Source organism: Microbacterium sufflavum, assembly GCF_023091155.1.
Taxonomy (GTDB): Bacteria; Actinomycetota; Actinomycetes; order Actinomycetales; family Microbacteriaceae; genus Microbacterium; species Microbacterium sufflavum.
In genome coordinates, this window is sequence record NZ_JAHWXK010000001.1 from 1,215,507 (window position 1) to 1,238,999 (window position 23,493).

The following is a 23,493-nucleotide window of genomic DNA, read 5'->3' on the forward strand; positions in this document are numbered from 1 at the left end:
CCGCGACGTCCCGCCCCGCCCCCGCCCACGCGCGGGTGCGGGGTCGGAAAGGGGCCTGCGGGGGCGGGTTCCGGCCCGCTTTCCGTCCCGCACGCCGCCCACCCGCTGTCCCGCGGCTCGTCCGCACTCCTGAAATCACATACGGAACGCAAGAGAGAGAAGCACATGAAGAAGAAGATCCTGACCCTCACCGCTCTGGGCGCCGCAGCAGCGCTCACCCTCGCCGGATGCAGCGGCGACGGAGCCGGTGGCACCAGCGCGGGCGGCGGCGACGCCGACGACAAGGGCACCATCACGCTCGGCTTCCTGCCCTCCTGGACCGACGGCCTCAGCACCGCGTACCTCCTGCAGGACCAGCTGGAGAAGATCGGTTACACGGTCGAGATGAAGACGCTCACCGAGGCGGGTCCCCTCTACACGGGTCTCGCGCAGGGCGATGTCGACATGTACCCGTCGGCCTGGCCCGAGCTCACGCACGCCGAGTACATGAAGAAGTACGGCGACGACATCGAAGACCTCGGCGCGTACTACGACAACGCCAAGCTCACCCTGGCGGTGCCGGAGTACTCCGATCTCACCTCGATCGAAGACCTGGCGGGCAAGGGGGCGGACTTCGACGGCAAGATCTACGGCATCGAGCCGGGCGCCGGCCTCACCGCGCAGACGCAGAAGATGATGCCCGAGTACGGGCTCGACGGCGAGTACGAGCTGGTGACCTCGTCGACCGCGGCGATGCTGACCGAGCTGAAGACCGCGACCGACAAGCAGGAGGACATCGTCGTCACGCTGTGGCGTCCGTTCTGGGCCAACGACGCCTTCCCCGTGAAGGACCTCGAAGACCCGAAGGGCGCGATGGGCGAGGCCGAGGGCCTGCACTTCCTCGGCACCAAGGGCTTCGCCGGGGAGTTCCCGGAGGCGGCCGAGCTGATCGAGAAGATCAAGCTCGACGACGAGCAGTACGGTGCGCTCGAAGACCTCGTGGTCAACGAGTACGGCGAGGGCAAGGAAGCCGACGCGGTCGACGCGTGGCTGGAGAAGTACGGCGACCAGTTCGACTGGACTGTCAGCTGAGCTGACCCGTCTCTGCACGAAGGGAGGGCTCCCGTCCGGGGGCCCTCCCTTCGACGTCTCCCCCCGGGCGGGGCTTGCCTTCGCGATTGCGGTGGCGGGTCGGCGTGCGCTTCACTGAACCCGAACCCCACCCGGCACGCGACACCCGAGGATGAGATGGCCACCGAGAGCACCACACCCCTCCGCGTCCGGCCGCGGATCTGGATCGGCCTCGTCATCTACCTGGCGTACGTCGCTGTCGTCTTCACCGTGCAGCAGGCGACCGGCATTCCCTACACCTCCCTCGGCGACAGCGGACGCGACCTCTTCCTGGGCGCCGGCCTGTCCCTCATCGTCGGAGCGGTGCTCCTGGCGATCACGACGAGCCTGCTCGGGTGGTGGCGTCCCGCCCTGTTCGAGCGGACGCGCGCCGCGCATCGCTGGCCGATCATCGCCCCGGTGCTGATGGCGGTGGCCCTGGGCGTGAACCTCGCCTCCACCGACTGGGCCTCCTACGACGGCGCCTTCTTCGCCGCGTCGATCGTCCTGCTGCTGGTCGGCTTCACCGAGGAGCTGACCACGCGCGGACTGCTGCTGGTCGGGCTGCGCAGCCGCCTGTCCGAGGTGTGGGTGTGGCTGCTGACCTCCGCGCTGTTCGGACTCATGCACCTCATCAACGCGCTCAGCGGGCAGCCCCTCGTCCCCACGCTGCAGCAGGTGTTCCTCGCCTTCGGCGCCGGCACCATCTTCTACGTCCTGCGCCGCGTGACCGGCAGCCTGATCTGGGCCATGGTGCTGCACGGGTTCTGGGACTTCTCGACGTTCGCGGTCGGGCACGGCGCCGCAGGACCGCTGGCCGGGCTGGGCCCTGTGCTGGAGATCGTCGCGGTGGTGGTGGCGCTGGTGGGCGTCGCGTTCGTGATCCGCGACGCCGACGAGCGCACCGCGACACCGTAGAGCACTCGTCCGCCGCGGGTGGCACCCCCCTTACGCTCCGCGGGGGAAGGTGCGACCATGACCGTTCGCGGACCCGGCCGGGCCCCGGCAACGGGAGAGGGAACCATGTGCACAGGACTGAGCTTCACCACCGCCGACCACTACTTCGGGCGCAACCTCGATCTGGAGTTCTCGTACCACGAGACCGTCACCGTGACACCACGGAACTTCCCCTTCGAGTTCCGACGGATCCCGCCCCTGTCGACCCACCACGCGATCATCGGCATCGCGACCGTCTCCGACGGCTACCCGCTGTACTACGACGGCACGAACGAGAAGGGCCTGAGCATGGCCGGACTCAACTTCCCCGACAACGCCTTCTACCCCGCGGAGGGAGCGGGCGGCACGGAGATCACCCCGTTCGAGTTCATCCCCTGGGTGCTCGGGCAGTTCGAGACCGTCGCCCAGGTGAAGGACGCGCTGCGATCCGTGAGCCTCGTCGACATCTCCTTCAGCGCGGAGTTCCCGCTGTCGCCGCTGCACTGGATCATCGCCGACCGGACCGCCTCGATCGTGGTGGAGAGCGTGCGGGACGGTCTGAAGGTGTACGACAACCCGTGGGGGGTGCTCACGAACAACCCCACGTTCGACATCCAGAGCTTCCGCCTGAACGACTACCGGCACCTCACGCGCCGCCAGCCCGACAACACGTTCGCGCCGGATCAGTCGCTCGACCTGTACAGCCGCGGCATGGGCGGGATCGGGCTGCCCGGCGACCTGTCGTCGTCGTCGCGCTTCATCAAGGCGGTGTTCACCCGCATGAACTCGGTCTGCGGCACCACCGAGTCGGAGTCGCTGAGCCAGTTCTTCCAGATCCTCGGCTCCGTCGCCCAGCAGCGCGGGTGCGTGCAGGTGGGCGACGAGGAGAAGTACGAGATCACGATCTACTCGTCCTGCTGCAACACCGACCGGGGCGTCTACTACTACACGACGTACGAGAACAGTCAGATCACCGGGGTCGACATGCACCGTGAAGACCTCGACGGCACCGCGCTCGCCGTGCACCCGCTCGTCGAGGGGCAGCAGATCGCGATGCAGAACTGACGCGCCTCGGGCCCGTCGTCTCGATTCGCACGCTCAGCGGCCGCCTGAGCGAGGAGCGCAGCCCTCGAACGACGGACGCAACCCCCTGACCGGCGTGCGGCGGCCGGCGTAGCCTGTGGCCGTGGACGGGTTCGCGGCGGTCGACTTCGGGTTCGCCCGCGAGGGCTTGCAGCGGGGCATCGCGGCGCTGTACGTGGTCGCGCTCGTCTCCACGCTCAACCAGTTCCGCGCCCTGCTCGGCGAGCACGGACTGCTGCCCGCCCCGGCCCTGCTCGACTGGGTCGCGCAGAAGAGCGAGCGACGGAAGCTGCTGCACCCCACGCTGTTCACGCGCTGGCGCTACACCGACCGGCGGCTCGTGGCGCTGTCGTGGGCCGGGATCGCGGTGGGCGTGCTGCTGGTCGCGGGGGTGCCGCAGCTCGGGCCGCCGTGGCTGCCGATGGTGTGCTTCCTCGCGCTGTGGTTCGGGTACATGTCGGTCGTGAGCATCGGGCAGACGTTCTATTCCTTCGGGTGGGAGATGCTGCTGCTCGAGGCCGGGTTCCTGGCGGCGTTCCTGGGGTCGAACGACCAGCCGCCGCCGGTCGTGGTGATCGTGCTGTTCTGGTGGCTGCTGTTCCGCCTGGAGTTCGGTGCCGGGATGATCAAGATCCGCGGCGGGCGCGAGTGGCGCGACCTCACCGCCATGACGTTCCACCACGAGACGCAGCCGATGCCGGGCCCGCTCAGCCGCCAGGCGCACCTGCTGCCGCGGTGGTTCCACAGGCTGGAGGTCATCGGCAACCACGTCGCGCAGCTGGTCGTGCCGTTCTTCCTGTTCGCTCCCGTCCTGTCGCTGTGGGTGCCGGGGCCGGTGCCGCAGATCGTCGGCGCGGTCGCCGGCGGTGTCGTGATCGCGACCCAGCTGTGGCTCGTGCTCACCGGCAACTTCGCGTGGCTGAACGCGGCGACGATCGTGCTCGGCTTCTCGGCGATCGGGCTGCCGGGGGTGGGCGCGGCCGAGCGGGCACCCGAGACGGCGCTGCCCTGGACCGTGTCGGGGATGCCGCTGTGGTGGGTCGTGGTGACCTCGGCCGTCGGCGTGCTGTTCGTGGTGCTGAGCGTGCCGGCCGTGCGGAACCTGTTCGCGCGGCGGCAGCTGATGAACGCGAGTTTCCACCGGTGGCAGCTCGCCAACGCCTACGGCGCCTTCGGCACGGTGACGCGGGAACGCATCGAGATCGTGGTGGAGGGGTCGGACGACGAGGAGGGGGTGCACTGGCGGGAGTACGGGTTCCGCGGCAAGCCCGGAGACGTGCGGCGCGTGCCGCGGCAGTTCGCCCCGTACCACCTGCGGCTGGACTGGTTGATGTGGTTCCTGCCGCTCGGGCACTCGCTGGACGACTGGTTCACGGTGTTCCTGCTGCGACTGCTCGAGGCCGACGGCCCGACCCTGCGGATGCTGCGCGTCGACCCGTTCCACGGTGAACGGCCGCGATGGGTGCGGGCGGTGTCGTACCGGTACCGTTTCGCGACCCGCGCGGAGCATCGCGCCGACGGTGCCGTGTGGGTGCGCAGCGGTCGCCGTGTGATCCTCGGTCCGCTCGGCCTGCGCTGAGGACGGCGCGTTCCGGGGGCGTGAAGGAGACCTCCCGCCCTGAACGAGCGTCGGCGCGCTCGGCTCCTTCCGGGCGCGAGATCCTGCAGACCGCGCGGCCGGAGTCGGGCGATTCAGATGTCCTCGCCGACGGGCTGGTCGCGAAGCCGCCAGATGCCAGGCGGGGGCGCCGATTGACAGCCGGATCCATAGCTCCTATAAGAGCTACATGTCCGATCCGCGAGCGTTCGTCCAACACATGATGACGGACTTCTCGTGACCGAGCCCCGCAGTCAGGCGCGGTTCCCGCGCGTCCCACGGCGACGGTACGTCGCTGCGGGACTCTGGGCGGCGGCTCAGATCGTGGTTGCCGGCGGCGGCGTGCTTCTCGTCTTTCTCACTGCGATGCGAGGGGACGGGTGCGCGTTCTCATGCAGAGACGATGTCGCCAACGTCGTGATCGACGGCACGAAGGCGGCTCTCCTCGTGATCACGCTCATCGAGGTGGCCATGCTCGTCATCGCACTCATCAAGAGGGCCTCGCCGCATGTGATCGGTGGTGTGGCGATCGGTCTGAGTCTTGCCGTGATCACTGTCGCGTCCGTGCTCATGGTCTCCGCGTACCCGGTTTCCCCATGATGTGAAGGAGATCTCTGCCTGCCATACCGTGCGGCCGAGCGCAGCGAAACGCCCCGGCCGGGGTGCGAGACCCCGGACGGAGCGTTCCGGTCCGCTTGGCGACGATCAGCTGACCTTCTTCCGGTAGGAGATGATCGCGAACACGTAGGCGACCACGAGGATGCCGACGCACCAGGCGAGGGCGATCCAGATGTCATCGCCGACGGGCCGCTCGGCGAACAGCGCCTGGATGGTGTTGACGATCGAGGTGACCGGCTGGTTGTCGGCGAACCACTGCACGGGTGCGGGCATGGTGTCGGTCGGCACGAACGCCGAGCTGATGAACGGCAGGAAGATCAGCGGATACGAGAACGCGCTCGCCCCGTCGACCGTCTTGGCGTTCAGGCCGGCGATGATCGCCAGCCACGTCAGCGCGAGGGTGAACAGCATCAGGATGCCGATCACTCCGAGCCAGGCCCACACGCTCGCCCCGGTGCGGAAGCCCATCAGGAAGCCGACGCCGAAGATGATCGCGAGGGTGATCGCGTTCGCCGTGAGCGACGTCAGCACGTGAGCCCACAGCACGCTCGATCGGGCGATCGGCATGGAGTGGAACCGCTCGAAGATGCCGCTCTGCATGTCGGTGAACAGGCGGAACGCGGTGTAGGCGATGCCCGACGCGATCGCGATGAGCAGGATGCCCGGCAGCAGGTAGTTCACGTAGTTGTCGGTGCCGGTGCTCTGCTGGAGCGCGCCGCCGAAGACGTACACGAACAGGAGCATCAGCGCGATCGGGGTGACCGCGGTGGTGATGATCGTGTCGGGACTGCGGAAGATGTGCCGCATGGAGCGCCCGGTGAGGGTCGCCGTGTCGGCGGCGAAGTGCGTGCTCATGCTGCGTCCTTTCGTGAGGGTCCGATCAGGGTGAGGAAGATCTCCTCGAGGGTGGGCTGCTTCTCGACGTACTCGACCTGCGCGGGCGGGAGCAGCTGCTTCAGCCCGGCGAGGGTGTCGTTCGCGATGATGCGGCCCTCGTGCAGGATCGCGATCCGGTCGGCCAGCTGCTCCGCCTCGTCGAGGTACTGCGTGGTGAGCAGCACCGTGGTGCCGCTGTGCGCGAGCTGCTTCACGACGTCCCACACCTCGATGCGCGCCTCGGGGTCGAGGCCCGTGGTCGGCTCGTCGAGGTAGATCACCTCGGGGTCGCCGACCAGGCTCATCGCGATGTCGAGCCGCCGCCGCATGCCGCCCGAGTAGGTGCCGACCTTGCGGCCACCGGCGTCCGTCAGGCGGAAGGTGGCCAGCAGGCGGTCGGCGACCCCGCCCGGGTCGGACAGGTGCCGCAGCTTCGCGACCAGCACGAGGTTCTCGCGCCCGGTGAGGATCTCGTCGACCGCGGCGAACTGCCCGGTGAGGCTGATCTTCTCGCGGACGCCGAGGGGGTTCGCGGCGACGTCGACGCCCTGCACGGTCGCCGTGCCGGCGTCGGCCTTCAGCAGCGTGGAGAGGATCCGCACCATCGTGGTCTTGCCGGCACCGTTCGACCCGAGGAGGGCGAAGATCGATCCCCGCTCCACCTCGAAGTCGACGCCGCGCAGCACGTGCAGGTCTTTGTAGGACTTCTCGATGCCTCGCACCGAGAGGGCGGTGTTCGTCATGACTGCTCCTTCTTCTTCGCGTCCTCGACGGCTTTGGTCAGCCGAGCGCGCTCCTTGTCGACCCACTGGGTGCCCCCGTAGGCCTCGGCGTAGGTCTCGGCGAACTCGACCGGGTCGGCGCCGATGATGTCGTCGATCGGGGTGCCGTCGATCGCGGCGCGCTCCCACAGGTCGGCGAGGTCGAGGAAGATCTGCACGAGCGTGTCGCCGTCGGTGATCCCCCCGTAGTACATCGTGTAGCGGTGCTGGGCGTTGGCGACCGTGCGGTACGGCTCGGGCAGAGCCTCGATCCGCGCCTTCGCCTGCTTGTACTGCTTCTTCTGCTCGAGCGATCCGGTGAGCGCTTCGATCCACTTGGCGGCCATGTCAGTTCTCCTCGCTGGGGGTGTTCGTGTGAGTGGTGTTCAGTCGTTCGATGTGTGTCGTGAGGAAGTTCCAGGTGGTCCAGAACTCCTCCAGCTCCTGCCGGCCCGCGGCGTTCAGGGTGTACACCTTGCGGGGCGGGCCCTTTTCGCTCGGCACCTTCTCGACGTCGACGAGCTTCTTCTGCTCGATGCGCACCAGCAGGGCGTAGACGGTGCCCTCGGCGGTGTCGGTGAAGCCGTGGTCGCGCAGGCGCGTGGTGATCTCGTAGCCGTAGGCCGGCTGCTCGGCGAGGAGGGCCAGCACGATGCCCTCCAGGGTGCCCTTGAGCATCTCGGTCATCTGCTTGCCCATGTGGTCCCCCTCTCCTTCTCGGTTCAGTACTCAGTGTTGCTGGGTACCGGTACAAAGTAACACTGAGTACCGGTACTTAGCAACACCGAATACCGAACTTCCTCGGAGAGGTGCGACGGGGTCAGCTGCGCAGGTAGGCGAGCACGGCGAGGACGCGGCGATGCCCGCTGTCGCTCGACGAGAGGCCGAGCTTGGCGAAGATGTTGCCGATGTGCTTGCTCACGGCGGTCTCCGTGACGAACAGCCGCTCGGCGATCGTGGTGTTGTCGAGCCCCTCGGCCATGAGGCCCAGCACCTCGCGCTCGCGCGGGGTGAGGGTCTGCACGGGGTCGTCGGCGCGACGGCGGCTGAGCAGCTGCGAGATCACCTCGGGGTCCATCACGGTGCCCCCGGCGGCCACGCGGCGCAGGGCGTCGACGAACGCCGCGACCTTGCCCACCCGCTCCTTCAGCAGGTAGCCCAGACCGTCGGCTCCCGCGGCGAGCAGTTCCCCCGCGTAGCGATCCTCCACGTAGGCGGACAGCACCAGCACCGGGAAGCCGGGACGACGGGCCCGCGCCTCGGCGGCCGCCTTGAGGCCCTCGCTCGTGAAGGTGGGCGGCATCCGCACATCGAGCACCGCCGCATCGGCATCGTCGAGCAGCGCGAGGAAGCCCTCGGCGTCGGGCACGGCACCGATCACGTCGAAGCCCTCGCTGCGCAGCAGCAGTGCCAGCCCCTCCCGCAGCAGGGTGTCGTCCTCCGCGATCACGATCCGCACGGCAGCTCCGTCCTCAGCACGGTCGGCCCGCCGGCCGGGCTCGTCACGTCGAGCGTGCCCTCGAAGGCCTCGATCCGGCGACGAATCCCGGCGAGACCCCCACCCGGCCGCTCGACCGCCCCGCCGACGCCGTCGTCCTCCACCGCGATCAACAGCAGCTCGCCCTCCCGCTCGACCCGCACCGTGGCGCGCGTCGCCGTGGCGTACTTGTTCACGTTGGTCAGCGCCTCCGCCACGACGAAGTAGCTCGCCGACTCCACCGCCGCCGGCACCCGGCCCACCCCGGCGGTCTCCAGCGCGCACGGCACGACGCTGCGCCCGGCGAGCGACGCGAGCGCGCCCTCCAGGCCCAGCTCGTCGAGGATCGGCGGATAGATGTCGTGCACCGTGCGCCGCAGACCGGCGAGGGCGTCGGCCGCGGCATCCTGCGCCCGCCGCAGCGGTTCTCCGACGTCGCCGCCCGTCTCCTGCGCACGCTCCGCGATCCCCAGCATCATCACCACGTTCACCAGCCGGTTCTGCGCCCCGTCGTGCAGGTCGCGCTCGATGCGGCGCAGCTCGGCCGCGTGCGCGTCGAGCGCCGCCGCCCGGCTCAGCGTCAGCGCGTCCACCCTGGCCGCCAGCCGTGACCGCGCGGGCGTCGCCAGCAGCTTCGCCGACACGAACGCGACCAGGCGGGCGACCGCCGGCACCAGGAACGCCGCGGCGATCGCGTAGCCGAGGGCCACCAGCGGCATCGTCCACGCGAGCTCCCACGACGTGACCGGATATGGCGAGCCCACCGGGTCGTCGGCCGGCGCGAACTGCCAGTACCACGTGACGGCGAGGGTGTTCACGGCCGAGACGGGAAGCGCGAGCGTGAGCAGCGACAGCCACATCACGGGGAACGCGTGCACCGTGAGCCACAGGGCGTCGCGGGCCGTGGCGCGCGAGAAGGCGAAGCGCAGCCGCTCATCGATCGTCGAGCCGCGCGGCAGCGTGCGCGCGAGCGGCGGAAGCTCCTCACCCCGCCGCCGCCCGATGCGCCGCCGGTTCACGTCGCTCCACCGGTGCAGCACCTGCACGGCCTGCGGCATCAGCAGCACGCCGCCCGTGATGAGCATGAGCGGCAACAGCACCAGGATCACGCAGAACAGCCCGAGGGAGACGACCGACGCCCCGAGCTCGACCCCCAGATACCCGGCGTCGCGCAGCCACCGGCGCCCCCATCCGTCCTTCACCCTGCCAGTCTGCCGGAGCAGAGTGCGCGGCACGGTATAGCCAGCTCCACCATCGATCGGGGACCGGGCGGGATGGGGCCGCCCGCTCGGTGTTCCTAGCGTCGAAGCATGACCACCACACCCCCTGCGCCGCTCGTCGAGGCGGCACCGACCGAGGCGCTCCGCCTCTCCGGACTCGTCAAGACGTACGGCTCCGGCGCCGCGCGCGTCACCGCTCTCCGCGGCGTGAACCTGGCCATCGCGAAGGGCTCCTTCACGGCGATCATGGGGCCGTCCGGCTCGGGCAAGAGCACGCTGCTGCACAGTGCAGCGGGGCTCGATCGTCCGACCAGCGGCACCGTCCACCTCGGCGGCACCGAGATCTCCGCCCTGAAGGCGCGCCAGCTCACGACGTTCCGCCGCGACCACGTCGGCTTCGTGTTCCAGGCGTACAACCTGCTGCCCGCGCTGACCGTGGAGGACAACATCACCCTCCCGCTGCGGCTGGGCGGACGCGCCATCGACCACCGGTGGCTCGAGACACTGCTCGACGCGGTGGGGCTCGCGGACCGACGCCACCGCCGACCCGCCGAGCTCTCCGGCGGCCAGCAGCAGCGGGTGGCCATCGCCCGCGCGCTCATCACCCGCCCGCACGTGGTGTTCGGCGACGAGCCGACCGGCGCGCTCGACTCGCGCACGGGTGCCCAGGTGCTCGACCTGCTCGCCCACACCGCGCGGGAACTGCACCAGACCGTGGTCGTCGTCACGCACGACCCCGTCGTCGCCTCGCACGCGGACCGGGTGGTCTTCCTCGCCGACGGCGCGTTCGCGGGACACCTCGACGGCGCCACCGCGCAGGAGATCACCGCCCGCATGAGCACGCTCGGGGAGTGGTGATGGCCGCCGCGTCGCTCGGCCTCGGACGGCTCGTCCGCGCCGACCTGCGCCACCACCGGCGCAGCCTCGCCGGAGTGTTCGTGGCGATCTTCGTCGCGAGCGCCCTGGTCACCGGGCTCGGCGTGCTCGTGGAGTCGGGCATCCGCGGCGGCCTCGCCCCGCAGCGCTACACGGCAGCCGAGGTCGTGGTGGGCGCCGTGCAGCAGGTCGACGTGCCGGAGGACCTGCCCGTGGCACTGCGCGAGCGTGCGCCGCTGCCCGCCGACGCCGCCCGCGAGATCGCGGAGCTGCCCGGGGTCGAGGCCGTGGTCGCCGACGTGACCGTACCCCTCGCGGCCTCCGGAGCCCCGGATGCGACGGCGGTCGTGGAGGCGCACCCCTGGGCGGCGACGGCGCTCACGGGCTTCACGCTCAGCGACGGCCGCGAGCCCGCCGAGGCTGAGGAGGTCGTGGTCACCGCGGACTCCGGGCACGCGGTGGGCGACACCCTCTCGCTCGCGCACGGCGGTGAGCCGGCGGACTACCGCGTCGTGGGCGTGGTGACCGCGCCCGCGCCGCCCGAGCGCGGGGCGGCCGTGTTCCTCACGGGCGACCGCATCGCCGAGCTCGACCCGCACGGCGGCGCCCCGCAGGTGCTCGGCGTGTTCGTGGAGGGCAAGGACGCGGAGGCCGTGGCGACCGCCATCGGCGAGGCCCTGCCCGGGGTGGTCGCCCGCACCGGCGACGCCCGCGGCGACGTGGAGTTCCTCGACTCCGGCGCCGCCCGCACGATGCTCGTCGCGATCGGCAGCGCCTTCGTCGGCACGTGCATCCTCGTGGCGCTGTTCATCGTGGCGGGCACGCTGTCGCTGTCGGTGCAGGCGCGACGGCGGGAGTATGCGCTGCTCCGGGCGGTGGGCGCGACACCGCAGCAGGTGCACGCGCTGATCGCCCGCGAGGTGCTCGCGGTCGCCGCGGTCGCCGCGGTGCTCGGCCTGGCTCCGGGCTACCTGCTCTCGACGGTGCTGCAGACCGCGTTCGTGGCCGGAGGGGTGATCCCGGGCGACTTTGCGCTCGCCGTGAGCCCGATCCCCGCGGCCGGTGCTCTGCTGCTGGTGCTCGGCGCGGCGTGGGGTGCGGCGCGGATCGCGGCTCGGCGCCCCGCGCGCCTTGACCCCATCGAGGCGCTGCGCGAGTCGTCGACCGGGCCGGGCCCCATCGGCCTGCCGCGCATCATCGCCGGGATCGTGTTCGCCGCCGCCGGGGTCTCGGTCTCGACCGTGCCGCTGGTGGTGCGCGGGGATGCGGCCGTCGGCGCCTCGGCGGGTGCCGCCCTGATGCTGATCGTCGCGCTGGGGCTGCTCGGCCCGTGGCTGGTCGCGGTCTGCGTGCGGCTGGTCGGCCCGCTGCTGCGTCGGCTCTCGGCGGCGGGCTTCCTCGCCGCCGCCAACACGGCGGCGGGCAGTCGACGGCTGGCGGCCGCGATCCTCCCCATCGCGCTCGGCATCGGGCTGGGACTGGTGCAGATCGGCGGACCGGCGATCGTCGCGGACGAGGCGGCGCAGCAGGCCCGCGACGGCGTCACCGCGGAACTGCGGGTGTCCGCGCCCGCGGGACTCTCGCCCGCGACGGTCGAGGCGCTGCGGGAGGCACCGGGGGTGACCGGGGCCTCGGGCGTGGCGCTCAGCGCGGCCGTGATCGACTCGCGCGACATCGAGGGCCAGCTCGAGCGCACCGAGTACGTGCTGCAGGGCGTCGACCCCGCGACCGTGGACGGGCTGCTCGACCTGCAGGTGCAGGAGGGGGCGCTGGCGGCACTCGACGGCGGCCGTGCCATCGCCGTGAGCGTCGACACCGCACACACCCTCGGGGTCGGCCTGGGCGACACGGTCACCGGGACGATGGGCGACGGCACGGCGCTGGACGCCACCGTCGTCGCGGTCTACGAGCGGGGCCTCGGCTTCGGCGCCCTCACCATGGACGCCGCGCACGTGCGCGCCCACACCTCCGCGGGGCTCGACGCGTTCGCCCTCGTGTCCGTGGAGGGCGACGCGGCACAGACGGCCGATGCCCTCGCGGCGGGCGGGCTGCTCGTCGCACCCGCGTCCGGGCAGAAGGCCAGCGGGGCGGATGCCGTCTCGCAGCAGGGCTGGGTGAACCTCGTCGCGCTGCTGGTGATCCTCGGGTACATCGCGATCGCCGTGGTGAACACCCTCGTGATGGCGACCGGTGAGCGCTCGCGCGAGCTGGCGCTGCTGCAGCTGGTCGGGGCGACCCGCGGCCAGGTGCGCGCCACCATGCGAGTCGAGGCGATCCTCGTCGCCGCGATCTCGATGGTGTTCGGCGTGCTCGTGGCGATCCCGCCGCTGATGGGGATGAGCTACGGCATCTCCGGACAGCCGGTCCCCGCGATGCCGGTCCTCGGCTCGCTCGCGATCATCGGCGGCATGGGGGCGCTGGCGCTGGTCGCCCTCCGCGTCGCGACGGGCGCGGCGCTGCGGCGTCGGCCGATCGAGGAGATCGGTTCGCGCGAGTAGTGCGGTGTGACGGGGGCGTCCGCGCGGCGGGCGTCCCCGTCCGCATCGGGCGAGGGGGATCCGCCCGCCGGGTGGGGTGAAAAGGCGGGGTGAATTCTCCCGGTCCGGCCGGGACGGAGCTGCGCACCCGGGCAGTCTGGCGGAGGCCCGGACCGAGTACGCCATACCCGATGGTGCTCGGCGGTCGCCTGAGGGGGCGGGGCTTCCGTGTGCGCGCACGCGCCGCGGACAGCGATGGATGGGGAGTGAAGTCGTGGGATTCCGTGATGCCCGTGAGCAGCGGCCGAGCCGCTGGAGCCGGACCAGGAAGCTGATCGGCGGTGTGGTGAGCACCGCGCTCGTCGCCTCGTCGATGATCGTGGTGGGCGGCACGCTCACCGCGGCGCCGGCCGCAGCAGCCGAGCCGTTCCTCTGCACGCCGGGAGCGGTGTACGTGCAGAGCACCTCCGAGGTGCGCGAGTTCGCGGTGAACGAGCAGGGCGGCGCCCCCGGCGACGGCGGCACGCTCAGCAGCATCAACCTCGGCGCGAACCACTCCAACAACGCGCTCGGTCTCTCGTCCAACGGACGCTACGCGTACACCGTCACGAACGCCGCCGGCAGCAAGATGCTCGCGAAGCACGACCGCGTGACCGACACCACCACGCGCACCTCGTTCTCGCTCAACTCCTCGGTCCTGCGCGGCGCCGTGCACCCCGTCACCGGCGTGTACTACTTCGCCAGCGGCACGATCAACGGCGCCATCAACCTGTACGCGTGGAACGAGAACGTCACCCCGCAGACCTACGTGCAGGTCGGCACGCTGCGCCCGACCACCGGCAGCAGCGCGTTCGGCGCCAACGGCGACATGGCCTTCAGCGCCTCCGGTCAGCTCGTGCTCGTGGCCGACAACTACATCTACTCGTCCGACCTGCCGAGCACGCTGCAGCCGAGCACCGCCACGATCGACGCCAAGCAGGTGCACGACATGGGCGCGGGCGTGCAGGGCAACGGCATCGCGTTCGGCAACCTCGGGCACATCTTCGTGTCGGTGTCCGGCGGCGGCAACCGCATCATCGAGGTGGACCTGCCCCGTGGGGCGACCGTGAACACCACGTCGCTGGGGAACTTCGGGCCCACCGACATGGCCAGCTGCACGTTCCCCAACACCCTCACGCTCAAGAAGGACCTCCCGAACGGGCGCCAGGCCGACACCGACCAGTTCGCGCTGCGCGTGCAGTCGCCCACCGGCTACCAGGTGCCGCAGACCGATGCCACGACGCGTGGCGCGCAGCCCGGCCTGCAGCCCGACTACGCGGGTCCGGTGTTCACCAACCAGGGCGACGCCTTCCAGCTCTCCGAGTCGCCCGCCGGCACGACCGACCCGGCCCGCTACGACGCGTCCCTGGTCTGCGTGCAGGTCAACCCCGACGGCTCGACGACCCCGGTCGCGGTGACCGCCGACGGCCAGGTCACCCAGCCATCCGGTCCGCTGGGCACCGACGTCACCTGCACGTACACGAACCTGCGCCTCGCACCCGGCCTGGCCCTGCGCAAGACCTCGGATCCCGCGAACGGCACCGCCGTGACCGCGGGGCAGCGCGTCACCTACACGGTCGAGGCGGAGAACACCGGCAACACGCGCCTCGACCCGGTCACCGTGAGCGACGACCTGTCCGGCGTGCGCGCCTTCGCGACCTACCAGGGCGACGTGGCGACCGCGATCGACGGCGACCCGGTGACCTCGGGCGCCGCGACCGTCACGGGCGACGAGCTCGCCTGGAGCGGTGCGCTCGAGCCCGGCCAGGTGCTGACCGTGACCTACTCGGTGATCGTCGACGAGGGCGCGGAGGGCGAGCGCATCGCCAACAGCGTCACCGCGTCGGGCACGCCCCCCGGCGGCTTCGACCCGATCGTCCCCCCGGCCGTCACGACCGAGCACCCCGTCGCCGGCTTCGAGCTCGTCAAGACCTCGTCGCCCGCCTCGGGCAGCACGGTCGAGCCCGGCCAGACCATCCAGTACACCGTGACCGGCACCAACACCGGCGCGACTCCGCTCGACCCCGCCTCGCTCACGGACGACCTCTCCGGCGTGCTCGCCCACGCCGCGTACAACGACGACCTCGCGACCGCGATCGACGGCACGACCCTCACCACGGGCGGCGCGACCCTCACCGGCAGCACCCTCGCCTGGACCGGGGCCCTCCAGCCCGGGCAGACCGTGACCGTGACCTACTCCGTGACCGTGGGAGAGGACGCCTCGGGCGAGATCCTCCGCAACACCGTCGCGGGCTCCGGCACCCCGGTCACGCCCGACCCCGGCGACCCGACCGGGCCGCTGGTGCCCGGTGAGCCGATCGTCCCGCCGACCTCCACCACGGAGCACCCCGTGCTCGGCTCCGGCTTCACGATCTCGAAGACGGCCGACCCCGCGTCGGGCACCCGCGTCGACCCGGGCAGCGTGATCACGTACACCGTCACGGGCACCAACACGGGCGACACCGTGCTCGACCCGGCGACGATCACGGACGACCTGCGCGACGTGCTGGCCCACGCGAGCTCGAACGACGATGCGACCGCGACCCGCGGCGACGTCCGCGTGGCCGACGGAAAGCTGAACTGGAGCGGCCGACTGCTCCCGGGGCAGGACGTGGTGATCACCTACTCGGTCACGGTCGACGCCACCGCGGGCGGCGAGCTCATCGCCAACACCGCCACCGGCGCCGCGACCCCGCTCATCCCCACGGATCCGAGCGAACCCGACAGCCCGACCACGCCTGGCACGCCGATCACGCCGCCGCCCGCCACCACGGAGCACCCGGTGAACGAGCCCGGCTTCACGTTCGCGAAGACGGTCGACCCCGCCACGGGCACCGCCGTCGACCCCGGCACCGTGCTGACCTACACGCTGACCGCCGCGAACACCGGCGAGACCGTGCTCGACCCGGTCGCGATCACGGACGACCTGTCCGGCGTGCTGCCCTCGGCGGCGTACAACGGCGACGCTGTCGCGACCATCGGCGGCGCGTCCGCGGGTGCCGTGACCGTGGACGGCGCGACACTCGCCTGGAGCGGGTCGCTCGCGGTCGGGGAGACCGTGACCGTCACCTACTCCGTGACTGTGACCGCAGAAGGCGTCGGCACCGTGATCGAGAACGCGGCGACCGCGTCTGCCACGCCGCCCGGCGGCTCCGTCATCACGCCGCCTCCCGGCACCACGACCACGCCGGTGAACCGTCCGGGCTTCTCGCTGTCGAAGAGCGCGGACCCGGCGACGGGCACCGCGGTCGACCCCGGCGCGGTCATCACCTACACGGTGACCGGCGTGAACACGGGTGAGACGGCGCTCGACCCCGTCGCGATCACGGACGACCTGTCCGACGTGCTCGCCCACGCCGCGTTCAACGGCGATGCGACCACCACGATCGACGGCGTCCCGGCCACGGCTCCCACCGTGGCGGGCGACCGGTTGTCGTGGAGCGGTGCACTGCCGGTGGGTGCGACCGTCACCCTCACGTACTCCGTGACCGTGGCGGCCGACGCGGGCGGCACCGTGCTGGCGAACCGGGCCTCCGGCTCCGCGACCCCGCCCGGGGGCGTGCCGCCGATCGAGACGCCGCCCGCCACGACCGAGCACCCGGTCAACGCGCCCGGCTTCGAGCTGCGCAAGACCGCCGACCCCGCGGACGGCACCCGCGTCGACCCGGGCAGCGTCATCACGTACACCGTGACCGGCGTGAACACGGGTGAGACGGCTCTGGCGCCCGTGAGCATCGACGACGACCTGTCGGGCGTGCTCGCGCACGCCGACTACAACGGCGACGTGACGGCCACCGTGGTCGACGGCGTCGCGCCCGCCCCGGTCGTGGCCGGCGACGAGCTGACGTGGACGGGCGACCTCGCGGTCGGCCAGCGCGTCACCATCACCTACTCGGTGACCGTGCACGCAGACGCGGGCGGTGCGACCATCGCCAACACGGTCGAGGGCACGGCGACGCCTCCGGGTGGCGCGGTGATCACGCCCCCGCCGACGACCACGGAGAACCCGGTCGGCACCCCCGGCTTCACGTTCGCGAAGACCTCGGACCCCGGTTCGGGCACGGCCGTGGCGACGGGAAGCGTCGTGACCTACACGCTCACCGGCACCAACACCGGCGAGACCGGGCTGGACGAGGTGGTCGTGCGGGACGACCTGGCCGGAGTGCTGCGGCACGCCGACCTGCGCGGCACGGCGACGGCCACGGTGGGTGACCGCGAGGTGGCCGCCCCCGTGATCGACGGGACGGCGCTGCGCTGGACGGGCAGTCTCGCGGAGGGGGAGAGCGTCGTGATCACCTACGCCGTGACCGTGCACGCCGACGCGGCTGGCGCCTCGCTGCGGAACGTGGCCGTCGCCTCGGCCACGCCGCCCGGAGGGGAGACGATCACCCCGCCCGCCGGCACGACCGAGAACCGGGTGCTGACGCCCCTCGCCGTCACCGGCGGACAGCTGGCGCCCTGGGTCCTGATGCTTGCGATCGCCCTGCTGCTCACCGGAGCCGCGCTGCTGATCGTGCGCCGGCGTCGCATGCAGGCCTGACGACCCCCCGCCGGCTCCCGGCCGCCGCCCCACGCGCGGCCGGGAGCCCTCGGGATCAGTCGGGGAGCAGTCCGTGCCGGGCGGCCTGTTCCAGCGCCTCGGTGCGATTGGCCGCGTCGAGCTTGCGGTAGATGCTGCGCAGCTGCGTCTTGAGGGTGTTCGGCGACACGCTCAGCTCGGCGGCGATGTCCGGCAGCGCCGCCCCCGAGGTGAGGGCGTGCAGCACGACCTGCTCGCGGGACGACAGTCGCGGCCGCGTCGCGAACGACGGCAGCGCGGAACGCGTGGGCAGGGGCGCGCCGCCGAGGGGGGCCAGGTCGGCGCGCACGGCCGCGAAGTCCTCGGCGCCGAGCAGGGCGATCGGGGTCCGCAGCTCCCGGTCGGCGAGCTGCGCGGCCAGCGCGTCGGTGGTCGGCTGCGCGGCGGCCGGGGTCACGCGGTGCAGGGCGGCGCTCTGCACGGCCGCGGCCTCCGCGCGCTCGCGAGACGTGGTCGGCTGGAGCCGCGTCTGCGCCAGCATGCGCACCGCCTCCGGCGCACGACCGTCGACCAGGGCCACCCTGGCGCGTTCCAGCAGCGTCGCGAAGCGGTCGCCCGGCGCGTCGCGCTGCTTGATGCTGCGGGCGGCCCGGACGTCGCCGAGCGCGAGGTGCAGCAGGATCCGCGGGCGGCTGAGGGCCTGTCGTGCGTGGGGTGTTGCGCCCTCGCGTCCCCGCATCCTGGCGAAGGACTCCAGGCGTTCGAGGCCGCCCGCGGCGTCGCCGTCGTGCAGCGCGATCCACGCCTCCACGGCGGCCATGGTCGTCCAGTGCTCGCTCGTCGCCCGGTGGGGGAGGAACGCCCGTACGTGCTGTTTCGCGGCGTGGAGGTCGCCGTCCTCGACCGCGAGCATCGCCTCGGCCACGCGGTAGAACGTGCCGCGGTAGCCGTCGAGCAGCTCCTGGCTGTGACCGCCGTCGCGGAGGAGGCCGACGAAGTGCCGCGCCTCGGGGAGGTCTCCGGCCCTGGCGTGGATCCCGGCGAGCAGGCTCATGGCGTGGAACCCGTTGCCGGTGCCCTGCGCAGCGGCGAGAGCCGCGGCCTCCTCCAAGAGCCCCACCGCCTGTTCGCGGCGGCCTCCGTAGTACAGCGACAGCGCGAGGTGGGTGCACAGCAGCGGCATCTCCCGGGCGTAGCGGTGCCACTCGCTCTCGGGGGTCTCCGTGAACAGCGCGAGGGCACGGGCCGCGACCTGTCCCGCCCGGTCGGGCATGCCGATGACCCGCAGGGCCGCGCTCTCGGCGGTCCAGATGAAGAGGCGCTCGGTCGCCGCGAGGCGGGTCTTCCGCCCGTTCGCTGCCGAGACCGCCAGGCGCAGGAGCTGGAGTCCGCGCAGGCGGCGCAGCCGGTTGGCGTTGAGGCAGATGCCGAGGAGCATCGCCACGAGCGGCTCCTGCTTGAGGCGTGCGATCGGGAGGTCGCCGAGCAGTCGCACGACCGCCCTGCCGTCGTGGTCGAGCAGGTGGCTCCATCCCGACATGATCACGTGTGCCGCGAGGGCGAGGTCGTCCTCCTCCACGGCCAGACGCAGCCCCTCGAACGGAGCGCCCCGCCGCACGGCGCCCTCCACCGCGAGGCGCCGCAACCGGGGGATCTCGGCCGGGTGTGTGCGGCGGAGCTCGCGGCGCAGCAGGGTGCGGGCGTGCGGGGCCAGCCGGAACAGGCGGGGCTCACCGGGCTCCCAGTGCCCGAAGCCGAACACCTCGGATTCCTCGAGGGCGTGGACGATGTCGGGGTTGCCCGTCAGTGCGGCAGCGAGGGGGGTGTCGACGGCGTCGGTGATGCTGAGCCGGACGAGATCGTCCAGGGTCCGCTCGGCGAAGTCGTCCCGCTCGATGCGAGCCCGGAGGTAGTCCTCGATCGTCGCGGATGCCGCCTCGACGACGGCCGACCCGCCCCCGTGCAGGGCCGCCGCCCGGACGGCCGCGGGGAAGCCGCCCGTCGCCTCCTGGATCGCCTGGACCGTGTCATCGTCGACGGCGGGGTCGAGCATCGCGCGGATCTCGTCGTGGTCGAACATGAGCTCCTGCGGGCCGAGAAGCGCGGTGTCGATCACCAGGCGAAGCCCGGCGCTGTCGAAGGGACTGGGCCGGTTGGTCGCGACGACGAGTCGCACGAGCGGGAGCGCGGCGATCGTGCGACACAGGTCGAACACGCTCTCGCGGTCGAGCGCGGCGGCGTCGTCGAGCACGATCACCAGCGGCTCCGTGAGCGGGCACAGATGCTCGGTGACCGCGGCCCACAGCTCCCCGGGTGACTCCGTCGGGGGGTCTGCGGAAGCCCTGCCCTCTGGCGCCTGTTCGCGAAGGGCGCGCAGCAGGGCCAGCGCGAGGTCGGAGCTGCTCTCACGCCCGGGGGTCACGGTGAGCCAGACCACGCGGGACGAGGTGACGAACGCCCAGCCGACCACCGCGGTGGTCTTGCCCGAGCCCGATGCCCCGCGGAGCAGCGTGAGCGGGGTGTCCGTCTCGAGGGCTGCGTTGAGCCGCGGTCGCCCGATCACGTTCGTCGAGACGCGCGGCAGATGCCTGCTCTCACGCGCGACGGAATCCGTCATGTCCCCTCCCCAGGTCCCCGCCTCCACAATATTCCGAAATGACGATCGGGCGGGTGACATGACGCCGCGGCGACGTCGGTGATCGGCCGGCCGCCGTGGCCTCTAGGCTCGGAGACGTGACGGACGGGCGGGCGAAGACGGTGCGACGCGTGCCGACCAGCGCCCTGCTGGTCAGTGCGGCGCTCGGTGCGATCCAGGCGCTCGTGTTCCTCGCGGTCGTTCCCGTCACCGGAGTGCTCGCGGCCGCCTCGCCCCCGGCCTACGCCCTGGTCGCCGCCGTGCACACGGCCCTGCCGTTCCTGGCGCGCGTGGTCACGCGCACGCCGGGCGCCGCCACGCTGACGGCGTTCGTGGCCGGGGCGCTCACGGTCGCGGTGTCGCCGATCGGACCACTCGGGCTGGTCCCGCTCCTGCTCGGCGGTCTGGTGCTCGACCTCGTGCTTCCGCTGCGGCGCGACGCTCGGGTGGGCGCAGGGCGGATCCTGGCGGCCGGGGCCGTCGCGGGGATCGCGCTGTTCCTGGTCGCGCTGCCGGTGTTCTCGCCGGAGCACCTGGTGCCCGCGGTGCTCGTGGCGACGCTGGCCGCGCGCGTGGTCGGGGAGGTCGCGGTCGCCGGGGTCGTGATCGCGGTGCGGAGGCTGCTGGCCCGCGCGGGCGTCGTCCGCTGAACACGCCCCGAATACCTATACCCCGTGCGGGTAGTATCGGGGCATGACCGATCGACGGGCGCTGCGCGGGGCACTGCTCGCGGTGGTGCTCGCGGGCGGAGTGCTGCTCGGGCTGCTCGGCATGCACGCGCTCGGGTTGCACGGCACCGCCGGGGCGCACGGCCCCGGTCACGCCGCGGTCGTCGCGACGGCGTCCCAGGGCGACGCCGCCCACGACCGCCCGGGCTCCGCGGCCCACGACCGCGGCGACCGCGCCGCGCCGCTCGCCTCGCACGAGGGCAGCACCCCGCCGTCGCACGACCTCGCCGCAGCCCTCGCCGCGCCGTCGGCCGGCGGCGCGGACGGCGCCGCCGCGTGCGTGCTGGCCCTGCTCGGCGGGCTCCTCCTGCTCCTGCGCCACCGGGCGTCCCCGGCCCTCGCGGCACCGGCGGCCACGGTCGTCCTCCGCGCGCGCGGCACCCTGCCGATCCCGCGACCTCCGTCTCTTCACGTGCTCTGCATCAGCCGGACCTGAGGCGCCGTCGTGCGCCCGGGGCGACCGCGACCGCGCTCGCCCATCCGATCGAGAAGACCGAGAAGAGAGACCCATGAAGAATCGAACCATCCGTACCGCGGCCGCCCTCGTGATCGCGGGGTCGCTCGCGCTCGCCGGCTGCGCGTCGAGCGAGCCCGCGGGCCCCGCCGGCCACTCCGGCATGGACCACTCCCCGAGTGACGCCCCGGCCGCCGGGGCGAACGACGCGGATGCGATGTTCGCGTCGATGATGATCGTGCACCACCAGCAGGCGGTCGAGATGTCCGACATCGTGCTCGCGAAGGACGGCGTCGACCCGCGCGTGGTCGACCTCGCCGAACGCATCACGGCCGCGCAGGGGCCCGAGATCGAGCAGCTGCAGGGCTGGCTCGACGACTGGGGTGTCGACGCGGCCGACGCCGGCGCCATGGACCACGGCGACGGCATGATGAGCGACGACGACCTCGCCGCGCTCGAGGCCGCGACCGGGCCCGAGGCGTCGCGGCTGTTCCTGGAGCAGATGATCGTGCACCACGAGGGCGCGGTGGAGATGGCGGAGGTGCAGCTCGCGGACGGCGAGAACGCCGATGCCGTGGCGCTCGCGCAGGACATCGTCGACGCCCAGACGGCCGAGATCGCGGAGATGAAGGACATCCTCGCGAGCCTCTGACGCCGAGAGCCCCGCGTCGCCCTCGCGCGGCGCGGGGCTCACCCCTTCCCCCGCCGCCGGACATCGCCGCGAGGGCTATCGCTGATCCGGGCGCGGCGGAGTCCGCTCGGTCCTCCCGACGCGGCGCGCCACCCGTCGCAGCGGGTGCGCGAGCCGCTGCCACAGCGTGGGCGCGGGGGTGTCGTCGGGAGCGGGCGGCGGAGCCACCGCGAACTGCACGAACTCCTCGGCGCCGTGGTGCACCACGCGGTACAGGGCCGTGCCGATCAGCACGCCCAGCGCGATCGACATGACCGACACGAGGGCGGCGGCGAAGTCGGCCAGGCCGTTGTCGGTCGCGAACGCCTCGGTCAGTCCGACCAGTCCGGCCGCCCCCGGCACGAGCAGCCAGAACGCCGGCAGGAACGTCAGCTGCGAGGGCGCCCCGTGCCGCAGCCCCGCGATCCAGAACACCACCGGGGTCACCGCGAGCGCGCCGACGAAGCCGCCCACGGCCGGATCGATGAACTCGGTGCCCGCCCACTGGCCCACGTAGGCGACAACGAGCGCGAGCAGCACCCATCCGAAGGTCGACGGCGGCGCCGAGAAATGGAGGTAGTTGCCCAGCGCGAACACGAGGATCCCCAGCAGCGGCACCCACCACGGCAGGAACGAGGAGGCGTCGAGCGGCTCGTACGAGTCGGACGACACCCCCACCACGGCACCCGCGGCGAGGATGCCGAACGCCAGCAGTGCGAGCTGCACGAACCCGTAGACCAGCCGCGACGCCCCGGAGATCATCTGGCCGGCGGCGAGCTCGACCGTCGCGGTGGTCAGCACCCCGCCCGGAAGGAACGTGACCAGCGGGGCGATCAGCACGCGGATCGGGTCGCCGACCTCCACGGCCTCCGCGAGCAGGAACACCGCGGTCGCGCACACGAACGCCGCCGCGATCGGCATGATGAGCTGCAGCGTGGGCGAGCGCACGAGCTTGAGCAGCCCGATCCCGAAACCGAGCACGAACGCGACGGTCGCGCCCTGCCAGGTGGGGGCGAGCAGCAGGGCGAGCCCGGTGGTGAGGATCGCGTGCCCGAGCGTGCGCGTGAACCAGCCGAGGCGCGGTCGCATCGCGCCGATCTCGTTGAGCCGCCGGATGCCGTCGCGCGGCGCGACCGCGCCGGTGCGGGCCTGCGCGATCAGCTCGTACAGTGCCGCGATCTGGTCGAAGCGGAACGACGCGTTGGTCGCGGAACGGATGGCGACGCGCTCCTCCTCCTCGTCGCCCGTCTCCACGATGATGATCGTCGGCAGCACCACGAAGTCGGTGTCGTCGCCGCCGGACGCGCGCGCCACCTCGGCGATCGTGTCGCGGATGCGGTCGACCGACTCCGCCGAGGCGTTCATCCCCTGCGCCAGCCCGAGCAGGAACTGGCGCAGCGCCGACCGGTCGACGACGTCGGTCATGTCACCCCACCGC

19 protein-coding genes are annotated in these 23,493 nt (G+C 72.1%); 11 read left to right on the plus strand and 8 right to left on the minus strand.

Annotated elements, in window-relative coordinates; translation table 11 throughout:
• The first annotated feature begins 165 nt into the window (after nt 1-165).
• From KZC56_RS06040 to KZC56_RS06060, 5 genes are all read left to right on the plus strand, one after another.
• Entirely contained in the window at nt 166-1,071 is a 906-nt protein-coding gene (locus tag KZC56_RS06040) for a glycine betaine ABC transporter substrate-binding protein (protein WP_247638097.1), read from the plus strand.
• A gap of 156 nt (nt 1,072-1,227) precedes the next feature.
• Nucleotides 1,228-2,007: a CPBP family intramembrane glutamic endopeptidase gene (locus KZC56_RS06045; RefSeq protein ID WP_247638098.1), complete on the plus strand. Its 780-nt coding sequence runs from the start codon at nt 1,228-1,230 to the stop codon at nt 2,005-2,007.
• Nucleotides 2,008-2,112: 105 nt separating this feature from the next.
• Nucleotides 2,113-3,090 carry a choloylglycine hydrolase gene (bsh, locus tag KZC56_RS06050; protein WP_136032217.1) on the plus strand — a complete coding sequence of 326 codons (978 nt, stop codon included), beginning with the start codon at nt 2,113-2,115 and terminating at the stop codon, nt 3,088-3,090.
• Between the two features lie 121 nt (nt 3,091-3,211).
• Nucleotides 3,212-4,687 carry a lipase maturation factor family protein gene (locus KZC56_RS06055; RefSeq protein WP_247638099.1) on the plus strand — a complete coding sequence of 492 codons (1,476 nt, stop codon included), beginning with the start codon at nt 3,212-3,214 and terminating at the stop codon, nt 4,685-4,687.
• Between the two features lie 255 nt (nt 4,688-4,942).
• Entirely contained in the window at nt 4,943-5,305 is a 363-nt protein-coding gene (locus KZC56_RS06060) for a hypothetical protein (protein WP_136035321.1), read from the plus strand.
• 105 nt (nt 5,306-5,410) lie between these two features.
• On the opposite strand, the gene KZC56_RS06065 is transcribed toward KZC56_RS06060, so the two are convergent.
• From KZC56_RS06065 to KZC56_RS06090, 6 genes are all read right to left on the minus strand, one after another.
• Nucleotides 5,411-6,178: an ABC transporter permease gene (locus KZC56_RS06065; RefSeq protein ID WP_136035320.1), complete on the minus strand. Its 768-nt coding sequence runs from the start codon at nt 6,176-6,178 to the stop codon at nt 5,411-5,413.
• Nucleotides 6,175-6,942 (minus strand): ABC transporter ATP-binding protein, encoded by a 768-nt coding sequence (locus KZC56_RS06070; protein WP_136035319.1) that lies wholly within the window; start codon nt 6,940-6,942, stop codon nt 6,175-6,177. Before KZC56_RS06070 ends, KZC56_RS06065 begins: the two co-directional genes overlap by 4 nt.
• Nucleotides 6,939-7,307: a DUF1048 domain-containing protein gene (locus tag KZC56_RS06075; RefSeq protein WP_136032206.1), complete on the minus strand. Its 369-nt coding sequence runs from the start codon at nt 7,305-7,307 to the stop codon at nt 6,939-6,941. Before KZC56_RS06075 ends, KZC56_RS06070 begins: the two co-directional genes overlap by 4 nt.
• Before the next feature lies 1 nt (nt 7,308).
• Nucleotides 7,309-7,659, minus strand: coding sequence for a PadR family transcriptional regulator (locus tag KZC56_RS06080; protein ID WP_136032205.1), 351 nt, complete (start codon nt 7,657-7,659; stop codon nt 7,309-7,311).
• Nucleotides 7,660-7,780: 121 nt separating this feature from the next.
• Nucleotides 7,781-8,419: a LuxR C-terminal-related transcriptional regulator gene (locus KZC56_RS06085; RefSeq protein WP_136032203.1), complete on the minus strand. Its 639-nt coding sequence runs from the start codon at nt 8,417-8,419 to the stop codon at nt 7,781-7,783.
• The gene (locus KZC56_RS06090) at nt 8,407-9,639 is read right to left on the minus strand and encodes a sensor histidine kinase (RefSeq protein WP_136032201.1); all 1,233 of its coding nucleotides are present in this window, start codon (nt 9,637-9,639) and stop codon (nt 8,407-8,409) included. Before KZC56_RS06090 ends, KZC56_RS06085 begins: the two co-directional genes overlap by 13 nt.
• A 108-nt stretch (nt 9,640-9,747) precedes the next feature.
• On the opposite strand from KZC56_RS06090, the gene KZC56_RS06095 reads away from it, so the two are divergent.
• The 3 genes from KZC56_RS06095 to KZC56_RS06105 all read left to right on the plus strand — a co-directional run bounded on the left by KZC56_RS06095 (nt 9,748) and on the right by KZC56_RS06105 (nt 17,589).
• On the plus strand, nt 9,748-10,515 hold the full coding sequence (locus KZC56_RS06095) for an ABC transporter ATP-binding protein (RefSeq protein WP_247638100.1): 768 nt from the start codon (nt 9,748-9,750) through the stop codon (nt 10,513-10,515).
• Nucleotides 10,515-13,031 (plus strand): FtsX-like permease family protein, encoded by a 2,517-nt coding sequence (locus KZC56_RS06100; RefSeq protein WP_247638101.1) that lies wholly within the window; start codon nt 10,515-10,517, stop codon nt 13,029-13,031. The genes KZC56_RS06095 and KZC56_RS06100 overlap by 1 nt, the downstream gene beginning before the upstream one ends.
• A 253-nt stretch (nt 13,032-13,284) precedes the next feature.
• Nucleotides 13,285-17,589, plus strand: coding sequence for a DUF7927 domain-containing protein (locus KZC56_RS06105; protein WP_247638102.1), 4,305 nt, complete (start codon nt 13,285-13,287; stop codon nt 17,587-17,589).
• 55 nt (nt 17,590-17,644) lie between these two features.
• Here the strand turns inward: KZC56_RS06105 and KZC56_RS06110 are convergent, their stop codons facing one another.
• Nucleotides 17,645-20,185: a LuxR C-terminal-related transcriptional regulator gene (locus tag KZC56_RS06110; protein ID WP_247638103.1), complete on the minus strand. Its 2,541-nt coding sequence runs from the start codon at nt 20,183-20,185 to the stop codon at nt 17,645-17,647.
• Between the two features lie 116 nt (nt 20,186-20,301).
• Between KZC56_RS06110 and KZC56_RS06115 the strand changes: the two genes are divergently transcribed.
• The 3 genes from KZC56_RS06115 to KZC56_RS06125 all read left to right on the plus strand — a co-directional run bounded on the left by KZC56_RS06115 (nt 20,302) and on the right by KZC56_RS06125 (nt 22,037).
• Nucleotides 20,302-20,853 (plus strand): ECF transporter S component, encoded by a 552-nt coding sequence (locus KZC56_RS06115; protein ID WP_168442881.1) that lies wholly within the window; start codon nt 20,302-20,304, stop codon nt 20,851-20,853.
• Nucleotides 20,854-20,896: 43 nt separating this feature from the next.
• On the plus strand, nt 20,897-21,367 hold the full coding sequence (locus KZC56_RS06120; RefSeq protein ID WP_247638104.1) for a hypothetical protein: 471 nt from the start codon (nt 20,897-20,899) through the stop codon (nt 21,365-21,367).
• Between the two features lie 73 nt (nt 21,368-21,440).
• The gene (locus KZC56_RS06125) at nt 21,441-22,037 is read left to right on the plus strand and encodes a DUF305 domain-containing protein (RefSeq protein WP_247638105.1); all 597 of its coding nucleotides are present in this window, start codon (nt 21,441-21,443) and stop codon (nt 22,035-22,037) included.
• 75 nt (nt 22,038-22,112) lie between these two features.
• On the opposite strand, the gene KZC56_RS06130 is transcribed toward KZC56_RS06125, so the two are convergent.
• Nucleotides 22,113-23,480, minus strand: a complete 1,368-nt coding sequence (locus tag KZC56_RS06130; RefSeq protein WP_136037205.1) for a threonine/serine exporter family protein — start codon at nt 23,478-23,480, stop codon at nt 22,113-22,115.
• Nucleotides 23,481-23,493: the final 13 nt, after the last annotated feature.